This is a genomic window from Kitasatospora sp. NPDC005856 (assembly GCF_040629945.1).
GTDB lineage: Bacteria > Actinomycetota > Actinomycetes > Streptomycetales > Streptomycetaceae > Kitasatospora.
In genome coordinates this window covers 1-14,289 of record NZ_JBEXWT010000088.1, presented here as the reverse complement: position 1 = coordinate 14,289, position 14,289 = coordinate 1, and the positions used below count along the sequence as shown (strand labels likewise).

The window sequence follows — 14,289 nt, the reverse complement described above, 5'->3', positions numbered from 1 at the left end:
CTCCCGGGCCTCCCGGGCCTTCCGGACCTCCCGGGCTCCCCGGGCTTCCCCGTCCGCCCGGCCTGCCCGGTCCTCCTGCCCTTCCGGGCCCTCGTACCCTCCCCGGTCAGCGGACGCCGACCCGGGAGGCGGAGACCCGCCCGCCCGAACCCCGGCCCGCCGTACGGGCACCGGGACGGCCGGCAGCGGCCCCGGAATCCTGGGAAGAACGGTTCTGCTGCGCCGGCAGGCCGTTCTGCACGTCCATCACGGCGTGCGCGACCATCCCGCCCAGCGGGTCGTACCGGATCAGGTCGCGCAGCCGCGACCGCGAGGACCGGCCCTCGTTGCCCGGGTACAGGTGCTTGCCCAGCCCGACCGAGTGGGCGAGCGCGGCGAGCGCCGCCGTCCGCGGGTCCGGCGGAACGCCGGTGCGGATCGCGGTGTCCAGCCGCTGCTTGATCGCGGCGTTGGTGCAGTCGTCGGACGCCTGGTACCGGGTCGTCGGCAGCACCCCGCACACCTGGCCGGGCACGGCCGTGACCATGCCGCAGCGCTCCAGGTGCGCCAGATAGGTCTGCCGCAGCCCCAGCCGGGGCCCGCCGATCCAGTGCGCCGCGCGGACCGGACTGCCGCGTCGGCGCAGCAGTTCCAGTGCGTGGTCAAGGGTCGGGTCGCCGGTCGGTCGTGCGAGCACGACGGCGATCCGGTCTCCCTCCGGTACGATCCGTCCGGCCAGGGACAGCTCGACGAGCTGCGCCCCGGCGAGTCCGAGGTCGAGGGTCTGCGGCTGCGCCGTGGTACCCGTGGTCGGGTCCAAAGCGAGCAGCAAGAGTTCCTCGGGAACAGTTCTGCGGCTCTTGCCCATCCAAGCCTCCCCGCGTGGATGAGAGACAGGGTGACGCCTCTCACACGGGCTTGTCGAGTACGCCTCCGAATCGTGACCTTGCGGTGAAGGCACGGAACCGGCGGCGGCGGGCCTGGCGTCTGACCGGTGAACAGGCCGCGGCGCGACCGGGCGACGACAATAAGCGCCGGTCGGGCGGGGTGTGTGCGGCCGGAACGGCCGTCGGTGGCGGAGACTGTACAGGTACACGGGGCGGGGCGTCGGCTTCCCGAAATCGGGTTCGCCGGTGCCCCGCCGGGCGTTGAGGAGGCTGGGATACGTGGGCGAGTCCCCCGACAGGGTGCTGAGGGACGGCGACGAGCGGCAGCGGGACCGCGAGCGCGAACGGACCGGTACGGCGGTCGGCGCCGCCGGTGCGGCCGAGGGCGGCTCCGGTGCGGCGGCCGACGGGGCGTCAGCAGCGGCCGCCGCCAAGGCGACCGCCGAGACCCCCGCCGAGACCCCCGCCGAGACCCCCGCCGACGCCTCCTCGGACAGCCCCGCGGAGACCTCCGGCGAGGCGGCCCCGGCGGCGCCCGCCGATGCTCCGGAGACGGCACCCAAGGGCGGCTCGACCGTGCAGCTCCGCGTCCGGGATGTGGACAGCCAGACGACGATGCTGCGGCTGCCGGTGGACAACCGGACCACCGCGCTGCGACTGCCCGACGAGCTGGTGAAGGCCGCGGGCAAGGGGAGTTCCGAAGGTGAGGCGGGAGAGAAGGCGACCTCGCCGGAAACCGCCGAGGTGACCGAGCCCGCCGGGCGTCCGGCCGCCGCAGACCCGCGTCTCGCCATGCGGACGGGTGCCACGGCGGTGGGGAAGGCCGGGGAGAAGGCGGCCGATCCGTCAGAGGAGGCAGACTCCGAGGGCGGCTCCGAGCCTGCGGCCGCACCGGCGGAGTCGGCGGAGTCGGCCGCACCGGCGGAGAAGGCGGAGTCGGCGGAGAAGGCGGAGAAGACCGCCGACAAGGCCGAGGACGCTCGCAAGGCCGACGGCGCGGAGCGGGCCGAGAAGGCCGAGGACGCTGAGGACGCTGAGGACGCCGGAACCGAGGACGACCCGGAGGACGCCGGGGACCCCGACGCCGAGGACGCTCCCGCCAACAGCCCCGTGACCCTCGCGCTGACCAAGACCGGGCAGCCTGGTCAGCAGACGGGCCGGGCCGAGAAGCTGGAGAAGCCCGCGCCGCTGCTCGCCTCCGCCGCCGGCGCCGTTCCCCCGGCCGGCACCGTGCCGGAGCCGAAGCCCGAGCCGCGTCCGAAGCCCGAGCCCGTCCCCGAGCCCGAGCCGACCCCCGGCCCGGCGCCGCTGCCGAAGCCGACCCCCGCGCCCGCCCCCGTACCGGCCCCGAAGCCGCTGCCGGAGCCCGACCCGCGGCCGGTGCCGCCGGTCCCGCCGCTGCCCAAGCCCGAGCCGCTGCCCGCACCGGAACCGCTGCCGTCGCCGGAGACCACCGCGGAGGCGATGGAGGTCCTGGCCTCCCTCAACGCCCGCCCGGTCTCGCCGCTTCGGCGGGCCCTCAAGCGGGTGACCATCTGGACGGTCTTCCTCGCCGTGGTGCTCGGCGCGCTCGCGGTGGCCCAGCTGCTGCGCCCGCTGCCGGACCCCAAGCTGAAGTCGACCGCCGCGGGCAGCTACAACTTCTCCGGCGACGCGCTCGACCTCGCCTGGCCGGCCAAGGGCCAGTCCGCCGCCGAGGTGGTCGGCGTCGGCAGCCTCGGCAGCTCGGGTCAGGAGACGCCGGCCTCGATCGCCAGCGTCACCAAGGTGATGAACGCCTACCTGATCCTCCAGAAGTTCCCGCTGAAGAAGGGGGAGAGCGGCCCGAAGATCACCGTCGACAAGCAGGCCGCGCAGGAGTCCGGCAACGTCGACGAGTCCAAGGTGACGCTCGTCGAGGGCCAGGTGCTCACCGAGTACCAGGCGCTGGAGCTGCTGATGCTGCCCTCGGCCAACAACGTGGCCCGGCTGCTGGCCCGCTACCACTCCGGCTCCGAGGCCGAGTTCGTCAAGCTGATGAACGACACCGCGTCCAAGCTCGGCATGGCCAACACCATCTACGCCGACCCGGCGGGCTACAACGCGGACACCAAGTCCACCGCCAAGGACCAGCTGAAGCTGGCCGAGCAGGTCATGCAGGACGAGATCTTCCGGCAGATCGTCTCCACCCCGGACACCAACTTCAACAACACGAAGATCCCCAACACCAACAACCTGATCAACCCGAAGACCGGCGTCATCGGCGTCAAGACCGGCTCCAGCACCCCGGCCGGCGGCTGCCTGATGTGGGCCGCGTACAAGGAGGTCGGCGGCGTGAAGCGGCTGATCCTCGGTGTCACGCTGGGCCAGCAGGCCACCTCGCCCAACCCTGGCGACGGCATCCTGCCGACCGTGCTGAAGGTCAGCGGCAAGCAGATCCAGGCCGCGCAGAACGGCGTGACCGGCCAGGTCGTGGTGAAGAAGGGCGACGTCGTCGGCTCGGTGGAGGACGGCCTCGGCAGCAAGGTCCCGGTCGTCGCGACCAAGGACATGGTCGTGGCGGGCTTCCCCGGCATCTCCGGAACGATCACCCTGGACACCTCGAAGATCGGCCACACCGAGACGGCCGGCAAGGAGGTCGGCGTGCTGCGGGTGGGCTCGGGCGACGACAAGGTGGAGGTCCCGGTGGCCCTCCAGTCCGACCTGAACCCGCCGTCCATCCAGTCCCGGCTGCTGCGCATGCTGTGAGGCGCCGAGCCGCTGATGCGCCGAGCCGCTGATGCGCTGATGCGCTGAGGCACTGAGGCATCGAACGAAGAAGAAGGGGAGCCGGTCCGCGCCGGCTCCCCTTCCCCTTTCCTCCGCCCGTGTGCCCCGCGGCCTACGCGTCCCGGTCGAGCAGCGCGACGGTGAGCCCGCCGAGCGGCGTCACCCGGTCCGGGGCGCCGTACTGGGTCTGGAGCACCTGCGCCTGGTCGGTGGGCATCGCGCCCAGCGGGTCCTGGGTGTCGCCGAGGACCACCAGCCAGATCCGGGACGCCCCGCCCAGGCAGTCCGCCGGCCGCGGGCAGGGCGTCGGCGAGAGCTCCTCGGCGTCGTCGGCGCTCTGCGCGACGAACACCGGACGAGGGCGCACGTCCGAGGGCAGGTAGTAGCTGACACCGGGCCAGGCCATCGCCCAGGACTGGTCGCCCAGCGGGGCCGCCATCCCGTCCCCGGAGCGGTAGCCGGCCGCGATCTCCCGGGCCGCCGCCTTGAACGGCTCCTCCGAGCCGTTGTGCGAGCCCACGTACCGCACCGCGGGCTGCTCCGGCAGCGCCGCCACGGCCGGTGCCGCGAGCAGCCCGACCGTCAGCAGCCCGGCCGCCACGACGGCCCCCCGGGGCTTCCGGCCGCGCCGCCGGGCCAGGGCCCGCACCGCGCCGTACACCGCCCCGACACCGCCGCCGGCCAGCACCGCCCACGCGGGCACCGTGAACAGCAGGTACCGCCCGAGGAAGTACGAGGTGTCGCTCAGACGGGACACCAGCCAGACGCCCACCACCGGCAGCTCCGCGAGCATCAGCGCCTGCCAGGCCCGCACCCGCCGGCCGGGCAGAGCCAGCGCCAGCAGCGCCAGCGGGACGAAGGCGTAGAACACGGCCTCCGAGCCGAACAGGCGCTCCCCGAAGAACGCGAGGCCGCGCAGGGAGGGGGCCGGGATCCAGCCCAGCTGCCGGTCCGACTGCCGGCTGCCCAGCAGCACCACCGGCAGCACCGGCAGCGCCGCCACCGCGACCGCCAGCGGGTACTGCCACAGCAGCCGCCGGTCCGCCTCCGGGCGGGTGCGCCACAGGTGCAGCGCCAGGAGCGCCACCTGCCCGGCGACCGTGCTGAAGGACACCAGGTGCCCCGCGCCGGCCAGCGCCATGGCCACGCAGTACGGCGCCCAGCGCCGCCAGGACGGCCGCTCCAGCGCCCGCAGCAGGAAGTAGGAGGCCGCCGCGATCGCGCAGGTCACCAGCGCGTAGGAGCGCGCCTCCTGGGCGTAGCGGGAGATCTCCGGGGGCACGGCGAGCAGCAGCCCCGCCCCGACCGCGGCCACCCGGTTGCCGAACAGCCGCTGGGCGGTGAGCGCCACGAACGCCGCCGCCCCGGCCATCGCCAGCACGGAGGGTATTCGCAGGGAGACCGTCGAGTCGCCGAACACCGCCGTCCAGCCGTGCATCAGCAGGTAGTACGCGCCGTTGCTGGCGTCGACGTGCTGGAGCAGCCGCAGCAGGTCTCCCGGCGAGCGGGTGGCCACCGTCCAGGTCGCGATCTCGTCCCGCCACAGGTCCGGCGTCCCCAGCCGGTACCCGCCCACGGCCAGCATGACCACGGCGGGCCACACCCACACCTGCCCCAACAGCCGACCCACCGGGTGCACAGCAGGTTTCATCAGGTCCTTCGTCTCCTCGGCGATGCGCGACGGGGCGGATCCCACCCTGCCCGGCAGGCTACTTGACCGGCGCTGACAGCCCGTCGGCCGCCCGCACGCCGCCCCTCCCCGCCCGTATCCCCTCCGTCACCCCGCGCCCCACCCCCGATCCGGTACGCTGTGAACGGCCTGGTAGCGCCCGGGCCGCGCCTCAGTAGCTCAGGGGATAGAGCACGGCTCTCCTAAAGCCGGTGTCGCAGGTTCGATTCCTGTCTGGGGCACAGTGAAAGCGCAGGTCACAGGCCCTCCGCCCGCACCGGGCAGGGGGCCTGCGGCATTTCCGGGGCCGTTGGCGCCCGCCGGGCCCGACCGGTGTCAGGGGCGATGTACCCCTCCGGGAGGAGGGGCGGAGGGCTGCCGTCCGACCGCGGTGTGATCATGAAGCAGACCTCGTGCCGATGAGGCGCGGCCGCCGCGCTCCTAGGCTCGTCGAGACCCCTGCCGGAGCATCGTTCCCGGTCAGGGCGGACGAGCCGGGGACCGATGACGACGTACCGATACACCGTGGCCGAGCTGCGCGGCCAGCTGCGCCAACTGCTCCTGAGCGGCGCCGCGATCGCGCTGGGAGTGGCCTTCCTGATCGCCTCCGTCAGCGGCAGCGGGGCGCTGGTGGACTCCTACAGCCAGACCGCGGCCGCCGAGGTCGGTCCCGGCGACATCCAGGTGACCGGGAAGGCCGCGGCCGGCGGGCTGGACGCGGCCGCCGCCGAGCAGGTGCGGCAGACCCCCGGGGTGGCCGCGGTGGCCCCGCGACTGACCGGCAAGGGCGGGGTGCTGGCCGCCGACGGGCGGCCGCTCGACCGCGGCGCCGCGGTCAGCGCCGTCGCCGAGGACCCGGCGCTGCGCTGGCAGCTACTCAAGGACGGACGCTGGCCCACCGGCCCGGGCGAGGTGCTGCTCGACACCGGGACCGCGCACCGGCTGGACGCCGCCGTGGGCGCCGACGTCCACCTGACCCGGGCCGACGGCACCGCCGCCACCGCCCGGCTGGTCGGCACCCTCGACGAGCGGGGCGCGCCGAGCCTCGCCGGAGTCCCGATCATCGGCGTCCCCGCGGGCGCGGTCGCCGGCTACGCGACCGGCGTCACCACCGACCGACTCGACGTCAGGGTCGTCCCCGGCGCCTCCCGGGCCGGGACCGTCGAAGCCCTGCGCGCCGCCCTGGGCGCCGGCGCCCAGGTGCACACCCGCGAGGCCTCGGTCACCGAGGCGACCCGGCAGAGCAGCACCCTGTACGGCGTGGTGCTGATCGCCGCGCTCTCCTTCGTCCTGATCGCGCTCGCGGTGGCCCGGATGGTGGTCGGCAACACCTTCACGGTGGTGCTCGCCCAGCGGACCCGCCAACTCGCCCTGCTGCGCTGCGTGGGCGCCGACCGGCAGCAGCTGCGCCGGCTGATCCGCCGCCAGGGGCTGCTGCTCGGGGTGGGCGCCTCGACGGCGGGCGTGCTGCTGGGGGTCGCCCTCGGCGCGCTCGGCACGGCCGTGGTCGGCGGGCTCGACCTCGGACCGGTGCACCTGTCGCTGATGCCCTCCCCGCTGACCTGCCTGCCGGCCGGACTCTTCGGCGTGCTGCTGACCCTGCTGGCCGTCCGCGGTCCGGCGAAGGCCGCCGCGGCCGTGCCGCCGATCGCCGCGCTCGGCGGCACCCCCGCGCCGGCCGGCGGGGCGGCCAGGGTGCGGGCCGCGGTGTGGACCACCGTCCTGCTGGTCGCGGGCACGGCGCTGCTGGTGGCCGGGGCGGTGGCCCCGCCGCCGCTGTCGCTGCTCGCCGTCACCGTCGGTGCCATCGCCAACTTCTTCGGGGTGCTGCGGCTGTCCCACCGGGTGCTGCCCGCGGTCGTCGCCGTCCTGGGCCGGCCCGCCCGCAGGCTCGGCGGCACGGCCGGGCGGCTCGCCACCCAGCAGCTGCGGCTCAACCCCGGCCGCACCGGGGCCACCGGCTCGGCGCTGCTGCTCGGCGTGACCGTGATGGTCGGCGCGGTCACCGCGCTGGACATCACCTCGCAGTCGCTGGTGCCCGTGATGTCCGCGCGTCAGCCCGGCGTCTTCTCGGCGGCCGCCACCGGCGCCGCCCTGCCGACGGGAGTGCTCGGCGCTCTCGGCGCCGAGCACGGGCTGACCGTCACCCCGGTCCGCTCCGCCACCGTCGACCTCGACGGCCGGCCCACCGTGGTCGCCGCCGTCGACCCCACCCGGCTCAACTCCTCGACGGACGACGTGGACCGGGCCCGCGCGCTCACCGGGGGCGCCGCACTGAGCGGACTCGGCGAGACCGGGGTGCGCCGGGTCGGCGGCGTCGAGCTGCGGCTCCAACCCGGCCGCAGCAGCCTGCCGTTCACCCTGCAGAGCGGCGCCACCCTGCTGGTGACGCCCGCGACCCTGGACCGCCTCGCCCCCGGTGCGTCCGTCACCACGGCCTGGATCAGCCCGGCCGCCGGCGACGACCGGCCGACCGCCCGCCGGGCCCTGGACCGGGCCCTCGCCGACCACCCGCAGGTGACCGTCGCCGACACGGCCGCCCAGGCGGACACCCTGCGCTCGCTGCTGGACCGGCTGAAGACCGTCAGCATGGCCCTGCTGTCCTTCTCCGTCGCCATCGCCGGCCTGGGCGTCGCGGCCACCCTGATGCTCAGCATCAGCGAACGGTCCCGCGAGATCGGCATGCTGCGTGCGATCGGGATGTCGCGCGAACAACTGCGCCGCATGCTCACCCTGGAGGCACTGCTGCTCTCCCTGGCCGGCGCGCTGGTGGGCACCGCCCTGGGCGCCGCCTACGGCTGGGCCGCCGCCCGCTCGATCACCTCGACGGTGGGCACGGTCGGCACCCCGCCGGTGCTGCCGGTGCTGGCCGCCCTGGCCCTGACCGTCCTGGTCGGCCTGGCCGCCGCCGTCCTCCCGGCCCGCCGCGTCGGCCGCATGAGCGCGGTCGCCGCGATGCGGGCCTCCTGACCGGGGCGGGTGGGTGTTCGGGGTCGCGCCGGGGCTGCTACCCGGCCCGGCCCCGTCCAAGGCCGGTCGGCGGCGGGTCGGCGGTGTCGGGCAGGGCCGTCCCGCCAGGCCCGGGGGTGACGGAAGCTCAGCGGACGGTCTCGTCCGGCCGGCCGGACGGGGTGCCCGGGAACTCCTCCGGCGGGGCGGCGGCGCGGGGGGAGTGCCCGGACGACACGACGACCCGCTGCACCCGGGGTCTGGTGCGCCAGTTGACCCGCCGTACGTCGCGGGCCAGTGCGCCGGGGCGCCAGAGCTGGATCACCGCGGTCACGGTGCCCAGCACGATGCCGGCGGCCAGCCAGCCGGCCAGCACGTCGCTGGGCCAGTGCACCCCGAGCGCGATCCGGGTCCAGCCGATGGTCAGCACGGTCGCCGCCGCCACCAGGCAGGCGGCGGTCCGGCCGCGCCGGCGGACCCGGTACCAGAGCAGGCCGACCAGGACGGCGCAGGTGATCGCCGAGGCCATGGCGTGCCCGGAGGGGAAGGCCGGCCCGCCGACGTGCGAGACCGGATCGGGGAAGGAGGGGCGGCTGCGGCCGAAGGCCAGCTTCAGTGCCCACTGGGCGCCCCAGCCGACCAGGGCCTGGGCGGCCACCCAGCCGGCCAGCACCCGCGCGCCGATCAACCAGAGCCACCCGGCGGCGATCCCGAGCAGCGTACGCATGGTGACGGTGGCGCCGATGTCCGAGAGCGTCTGCACCGAGGCGGTCCACATCCGGTGTTCCCGGGCGTAGGTGTGCAGTTCGCCGATCCACTCCTGGTCGAAGCGGACCAGCGGTCGCCACTGGCCGGTGACCAGCGTCGCCAGCAGACCGAACAGCGCGGCACAGCCCAGCGCGAGCGCGGCGTCCCGAAGGAGACTGCGGTTACGCGCGGTGAGGCGGGTCGTGCCGTTGGTCAGGTGCATGGCTGACACCTTCCCAGTGCCCCGGGCCGAGCAAGAGCCGGAGTGATAGCGATTCGGCATCGTTTGTGGGGAGGACCTGCGTGCGCCGGGGTGTGGGCGCGGGCGGAAAGCGGGGAGCGCGGGAACGTCGGCGGCCGCCCGCGGGTTCAACGGGTAGGCGGCGAAGGCGTGTGGGTCGCGTGAAGACCTCGCCCCGCAGGCGGTCACCCGGTGGCACGGAAGGTGCCCGATCGGTCACCCAGCGTCCAGGCCGGGGTGAAAACCGGCAGGATACTGCATCGCGGGGAAGAATCTGAGTGACTTGGGAATGTTGTCCGGAATCTGTTCGTTGGATCGTTACGTGTGAGCCTCCAGGGGCCCGCACTTCTTGCCCTCACGAGGCAGGCAGGCAGACCTCGGCAACACCAGCAAAGGGAGCAAGCATGGCCACCCGTGCCGTCGTTCGCGACAGGGCCGACCGGAGTCGCGCGGCCCGCCCGACCAACTTCGAGGCCGACCGCGACCTGGTCGGCATGTACCTCGACGAGATCGCCAGGACGCCCCTGCTCGATGCCGCCGAGGAGGTCGAGCTCTCGCTGCGGATCGAGGCCGGCGTGTACGCCCAGCACCTGATGGACGAGGGCGAACTCCCCGACGGCGTCACGCGCGAGGAGCTGGAGACGATAGCCGCCGACGCCGAGCGCGCCAAGGACGTCTTCATCCGTTCCAACCTCCGGCTCGTGGTCGCCGTCGCCCGTCGCTACCCGCGCAGCGGCCTGCCGCTGCTGGACCTCATCCAGGAGGGCAACGCCGGCCTGGTGCGCGCCGTCGAGAAGTTCGACTACGCCAAGGGCTTCAAGTTCTCCACGTACGCGACGTGGTGGATCCGGCAGGCGATCACCCGGTCCATCGCCGACCAGTCCCGCACCATCCGGCTGCCCGTGCACCTGGTGGAGGAGCTGGGGCGGATCCGGCGGGTGCAGCGGGAGAAGTCCAAGGAACTGGGCCGGGAGGCGGAGCCGGCCGAGATCGCGGCCGAGCTGGACACCACCGAGGCCCGGATCAAGGACGTGCTGGACTGGGCGCGTGACCCGGTCAGCCTCAACATGTCGGTCGACGACGAGGGCGAGACCCAGTTCGGTGACCTCGTCGAGGACACCGGGGCCACGTCCCCGGAGGACGCCGTGATGGTCATGCTCCGCCGGGAGGAGCTGGACGACCTGATCGGGCGGCTGGACGACCGCACCGCCTCGATCATCCGCTCCCGCTACGGGATGGAGGACGGCCGGGAGCGCACCCTCACCGAGGTGGGCAAGCAGCACGGCCTCACCCGCGAGCGGATCCGCCAGATCGAGAAGCACGCGCTGGCCGAGCTGAAGAAGATCGCCGACCACGCGGGCTTCGAAGCCGCCTGACCGGCCGCCTGACAGGCCGAGCCCTCATCCGGGCCCTGGCGCGGAGTGTTCCGCACCGGGGCCCGAGGCGTGCCACGGGGCTCTTAGGCTGGAGGGGAGGGACGAACGGACGGAGTGGACGGTTTGAGCGAGCAGGGGCAGGAAGAGGACCAGGTGCGGGACCAGGCGCAGGAGCCCCGGAAGGCCGAGGCCGCCAAGGCCCGGCTGGTCTTCCGGGACCCGTTGGACCAGCAGTCCAGGGACGACACCGACGCGGGCTGGGGTGCCCGCCCCGGGGCGGGGGAGAGCGGTGGGCGGGGGCTGGACTGGTACCTGAGCCAGCGCCCGCCGCACCACGGGGACTGAGGAACCGGGACTGATGAACAGGGGCTGAGGAGCGGGGACTGGGGAACGGGGACCGTGCGCCGACCGGCGTCCGTCGGTCAGCGCAGCGGCGCGACCAGCGCGTCACGGATCTCGGTCAGCAGGGTGACCTCCTTGGCCTCGAGGTCCGCCGCCTTCTCGGCGAGGGTCTTGCGGTGGGCCGCCAACCGGTTCATGGGCACGATCAGAACGAAGTAGACGACCGCCGCGGTGATCAGGAACTGGAGCGCGGCGCTGAGCACCGATCCCCACAGGATGAGGATTCCGGACGTGACCTCACCGGCCGGGCTCACCTCGCAGGGCCCCTTGAGGCAGGAACTGTAGGACGCGAGGTCCTTCGTCCCGAATACGCCGACGATCGGATTGATCACGCCCTTGACGAAGGCGTTGACGATGTTGGTGAAAGCCGCGCCGATGACCACGGCCACGGCGAGGTCGATGACGTTTCCGCGCAGCAGGAATTCCTTGAAGCCTTTCATGCCGCCTCGAACGACGAAGTCGCCTCCTGGTTACGGGTGATCTTCCGTAGGCCCGGATTGACAACCCGTCCGGCTCAATGCGCCTCCCGGGGGCGGCGGCAGACCGGCCCGCGCGGGCCCAAGGGCCAGCGCCGCCGCCACCGCGAGCAGGATCAGGACGGGCGCCCCGGCCCGCCGTCGCACCGCACTGCGCCAGCGGTGCCACCCGCCGCACCCGCGCCGGATCGGCGGGAAGCTCGGCAGCTCCTGCCGGGGCGGTACGGCGGGAGCGGGCAGCGGGAGGGGCAGGGGCAGGGAGAAGCTCGCGGTCGTCATGGACGCACCTCCGGACGTGTCGGCGGCCGGCCCCTCGCGGACCGGATGCCCACACGATGGAGCGTTTCCCGCGAACTCCGAAAGCGATTTCCCCAGCCTGTGGAAAACCCGCCGCCGTGGACGACTTCGTTCACCCGCACGAGTTGCTTCGACCTGCCCGCGGTGACGGAGGGCCCGCGGTCCGCGGTGGGGGGGAAGGGGAGCGGAGGGAATCGGCGGTCGGACCCCGGGGGGAAACGCGGAAAGGCCCGCCGCCCCGCGTGGAAGCGGGGCCGACGGGCCTTCCGAGGTCTACGGGCCGCCCGGGCCGATGGCCCGGCGCCGCGGTCAGCTCGCGGCCGGAGCCGGGCTGGACGTCGACGAGGAGGAGCCGGAGCTCGACGACGAGGACGTGGACGAGGACGTGGAGGACGGCGTCGAGGAAGTCGACGACGACCCGGCGCCCACCGTGCTGCTGGAGGACGAGCGGCTGTCGGTCCGGTAGAAGCCGGAGCCCTTGAACACGACGCCCACGGCGGAGAAGACCTTGCGCAGTCGTCCCTGGCAGTCGGGGCACGTGGTCAGCGCCTCGTCGGTGAACTTCTGCACCGCCTCCAGGCCGTTGCCGCACTCGGTGCACTGGTACTGGTACGTGGGCACTTGTCTTCCTCCTGGCACTCTCGCGTGATGAGTGCTAACGATGGTCAATGATGCGGCATTCCGCGGGATCAGTCCAGCGACTCCGGTGTGAGATGGATCGGGCCCGGCCGCCGGACCGCCGCCCGGCTCAGCCCTCGGCCGCGCCCACCAGCCGCCCGGCACCGCCGTGCTGCGCCGCGGCGGCGCCCGTGCCGGCCGCCCCGCGCCCCGGCGCCACCAGCAGGTGCCGCAGCGAGACCAGCACGATCAGACCCGCCCCGGCCCCGGCCAGCGGCACCAGGAACCCGGTCGAGGGCCCGTGCCCGTCGATCAGCCGGCCCGCCGCCATAGAGCCCACGGCCAGCCCCAGCCCGATGGCGCCGGTCAGCCAGGTGAAGGCCTCGGTCTTGGCGCCGTCCGCGACCAGCGTCTCGACCAGGGTGTAGCCGCTGATCAGGGTCGGCGCGATGGCCAGCCCGCAGGTCAGCCCGGCGACGGTCAGCGCGACCAGGTTGGGCATCGCCCACAGCACCGAGCAGCCCAGCACCAGCAGCGCGTAGCTGATCAGCATCCGCTGCTGCACCGGCCGCCGCCAGGCGATCACGCCGTACAGCACGCCGGCCAGCATCGAGCCGCCGGCGAAGATCCCGTACACGGTGCCGCCGGCGGCGTGCTGCCCGACCGAGTCGGCGAAGGCGTTCACCGACACCTGCATGCCGCCGAACACGGCGCCGACCCCGAGGAAGGTGCCGGCCAGCAGTCGGACGCCGGGGGAGGCGAGTGCCGAGGCGCGCCTGGTGCCGGGCTCCGGCACGATCCGGGCCGGGGCGGTGCGCCGCTGGGCGGCGAAGGCCAGGCCGCCGACGACGGTCAGCGCGGCTTCGGCGACCAGGGCGGTGGCCGGGCTGGCGAGGGCGGCGATGCCGGAGGCCAGGATCGGGCCGATCACGAAGGTGAACTCGTCCGTCACGGACTCGAAGGCGAAGGCGGTGCTCACCCGGGCCGCGGAGGCCTCGGAGGCGCCGTCCGCGGTGAACCTGGCGACCCAGCGGGCCCGGACCATCGCACCGACCTGCGGCACGCTGGCGCCGGCCGGGACGGCGATCAGGAACAGGATCCAGGCGGGCGCGTGGCCGAGCGCGAGGGCGATCAGCGCGCCGACCGCGGCCGCGTGCACCAGAACGCTCGGGACGAGCACCGCGGCCTGGCCGTAGCGGTCGGCGAGCCGCCCGGTCTGCGGCCCGATCAGGGCCTGGGCGACCGCGGCGACCGCGGTGACCGTACCGGCGGTGCCGTACGAACCGTGGGTCTGGGTGACGAGCAGCAGGATGCCCATGCTGAGCATCGCGTACGGCAGTCGCGCGACGAGGGCGGGGGACAGGAACGTCCAGGCCCCGGGCGTGCGCAGCAGCTCGCCGTACCCGACGCGGGCGGGGGCCGGAGCTGCGGTGGTGGCCGCGTGGTCCGCGGCGGTGTCGACCGTTCGGCGCGCCGTCACGGTCGGTCCTTCCTGCTGCCTGGTAGCGCGGCAGGGCATGGTGGAGCCCCGACGGCGCCGAGAGTCGTCCTCTCGCGCGTCGACCGGGGTAGATACCGGGCCGGTCCGGCGTGGTGGCCGGGCACCGGACCGCGGCCGCCGAGCGGTCGCGCCAACTCTGCGTCAGGCAGATGCTGGGGTGGTCTAGCTGTGGTCATACGGTGTGATCGAACCATCATAGCAGTTACGCGCGTAGATACCGCCGGTCACCCCGGCCCCCGGCCGACGGGGCCGGAGCCGAAGGTGTCCGGAGGGGTCGGGGCGGGTCGGGGCGGGGGGGGGGGGGCGGGTTCCCGGACGAGACTTGGGGGGGGGGGGGCTTGTCGGGGGGGCCCGGCGGGCGGGTGAAACGCAGTGCCAAGTGGTGGCGATGCATCGCCA

At 74.2% G+C, this 14,289-nt stretch carries 10 protein-coding genes and 1 tRNA gene; 5 read left to right on the top strand and 6 right to left on the bottom strand.

Features of this window, described 5'->3' with window-relative positions; translation table 11 throughout:
- Positions 1 to 106: 106 nt before the first annotated feature.
- A complete protein-coding gene (locus ABZ449_RS34320) occupies positions 107 to 847 on the bottom strand; it encodes a GPP34 family phosphoprotein (RefSeq protein ID WP_360353936.1) in 741 nt (246 codons plus the stop codon).
- A 298-nt stretch (positions 848 to 1,145) separates the two neighbouring features.
- Here ABZ449_RS34320 and ABZ449_RS34315 point away from each other — a divergent pair, with 298 nt between their 5' ends.
- Positions 1,146 to 3,593, top strand: coding sequence for a serine hydrolase (locus ABZ449_RS34315; protein ID WP_360353934.1), 2,448 nt, complete (start codon positions 1,146 to 1,148; stop codon positions 3,591 to 3,593).
- Positions 3,594 to 3,726: 133 nt separating this feature from the next.
- Here the strand turns inward: ABZ449_RS34315 and ABZ449_RS34310 are convergent, their stop codons facing one another.
- Positions 3,727 to 5,310 (bottom strand): glycosyltransferase family 39 protein, encoded by a 1,584-nt coding sequence (locus ABZ449_RS34310; RefSeq protein WP_360353933.1) that lies wholly within the window; start codon positions 5,308 to 5,310, stop codon positions 3,727 to 3,729.
- Between the two features lie 142 nt (positions 5,311 to 5,452).
- On the opposite strand from ABZ449_RS34310, the gene ABZ449_RS34305 reads away from it, so the two are divergent.
- Both ABZ449_RS34305 and ABZ449_RS34300 read left to right on the top strand, forming a co-directional pair.
- Positions 5,453 to 5,525, top strand: a tRNA-Arg gene (locus tag ABZ449_RS34305).
- Positions 5,526 to 5,787: 262 nt separating this feature from the next.
- Complete coding sequence (locus ABZ449_RS34300) at positions 5,788 to 8,253, top strand: ABC transporter permease (protein WP_360353931.1); 2,466 nt, start codon at positions 5,788 to 5,790, stop codon at positions 8,251 to 8,253.
- A gap of 127 nt (positions 8,254 to 8,380) precedes the next feature.
- On the opposite strand, the gene ABZ449_RS34295 is transcribed toward ABZ449_RS34300, so the two are convergent.
- Complete coding sequence (locus tag ABZ449_RS34295; protein WP_360353930.1) at positions 8,381 to 9,202, bottom strand: phosphatase PAP2 family protein; 822 nt, start codon at positions 9,200 to 9,202, stop codon at positions 8,381 to 8,383.
- A gap of 422 nt (positions 9,203 to 9,624) precedes the next feature.
- Between ABZ449_RS34295 and ABZ449_RS34290 the strand changes: the two genes are divergently transcribed.
- On the top strand, positions 9,625 to 10,596 hold the full coding sequence (locus ABZ449_RS34290; RefSeq protein ID WP_360353928.1) for a sigma-70 family RNA polymerase sigma factor: 972 nt from the start codon (positions 9,625 to 9,627) through the stop codon (positions 10,594 to 10,596).
- A 153-nt stretch (positions 10,597 to 10,749) separates the two neighbouring features.
- Positions 10,750 to 10,941, top strand: a complete 192-nt coding sequence (locus tag ABZ449_RS34285) for a hypothetical protein (protein WP_360353980.1) — start codon at positions 10,750 to 10,752, stop codon at positions 10,939 to 10,941.
- Between the two features lie 77 nt (positions 10,942 to 11,018).
- Here the strand turns inward: ABZ449_RS34285 and mscL are convergent, their stop codons facing one another.
- The 3 genes from mscL to ABZ449_RS34270 form a co-directional block, all read right to left on the bottom strand.
- Positions 11,019 to 11,438 carry a large conductance mechanosensitive channel protein MscL gene (gene mscL, locus ABZ449_RS34280; RefSeq protein ID WP_360353926.1) on the bottom strand — a complete coding sequence of 140 codons (420 nt, stop codon included), beginning with the start codon at positions 11,436 to 11,438 and terminating at the stop codon, positions 11,019 to 11,021.
- Between the two features lie 642 nt (positions 11,439 to 12,080).
- Positions 12,081 to 12,392 carry an FmdB family zinc ribbon protein gene (locus ABZ449_RS34275; protein ID WP_360353924.1) on the bottom strand — a complete coding sequence of 104 codons (312 nt, stop codon included), beginning with the start codon at positions 12,390 to 12,392 and terminating at the stop codon, positions 12,081 to 12,083.
- Positions 12,393 to 12,519: 127 nt separating this feature from the next.
- Entirely contained in the window at positions 12,520 to 13,869 is a 1,350-nt protein-coding gene (locus ABZ449_RS34270) for an MFS transporter (protein WP_360353922.1), read from the bottom strand.
- Positions 13,870 to 14,289 lie beyond the last annotated feature (420 nt).

Coding starts and splice junctions, on each gene's coding strand:
- ABZ449_RS34320 (WP_360353936.1), bottom strand. CDS start 847: ATGGGCAAGAGCCGCAGAACTGTTCCCGAGGAACTCTTGCTGCTCGCT.
- ABZ449_RS34300 (WP_360353931.1), top strand. CDS start 5,788: ATGACGACGTACCGATACACCGTGGCCGAGCTGCGCGGCCAGCTGCGC.
- mscL (WP_360353926.1), bottom strand. CDS start 11,438: ATGAAAGGCTTCAAGGAATTCCTGCTGCGCGGAAACGTCATCGACCTC.
- ABZ449_RS34295 (WP_360353930.1), bottom strand. CDS start 9,202: ATGCACCTGACCAACGGCACGACCCGCCTCACCGCGCGTAACCGCAGT.
- ABZ449_RS34290 (WP_360353928.1), top strand. CDS start 9,625: ATGGCCACCCGTGCCGTCGTTCGCGACAGGGCCGACCGGAGTCGCGCG.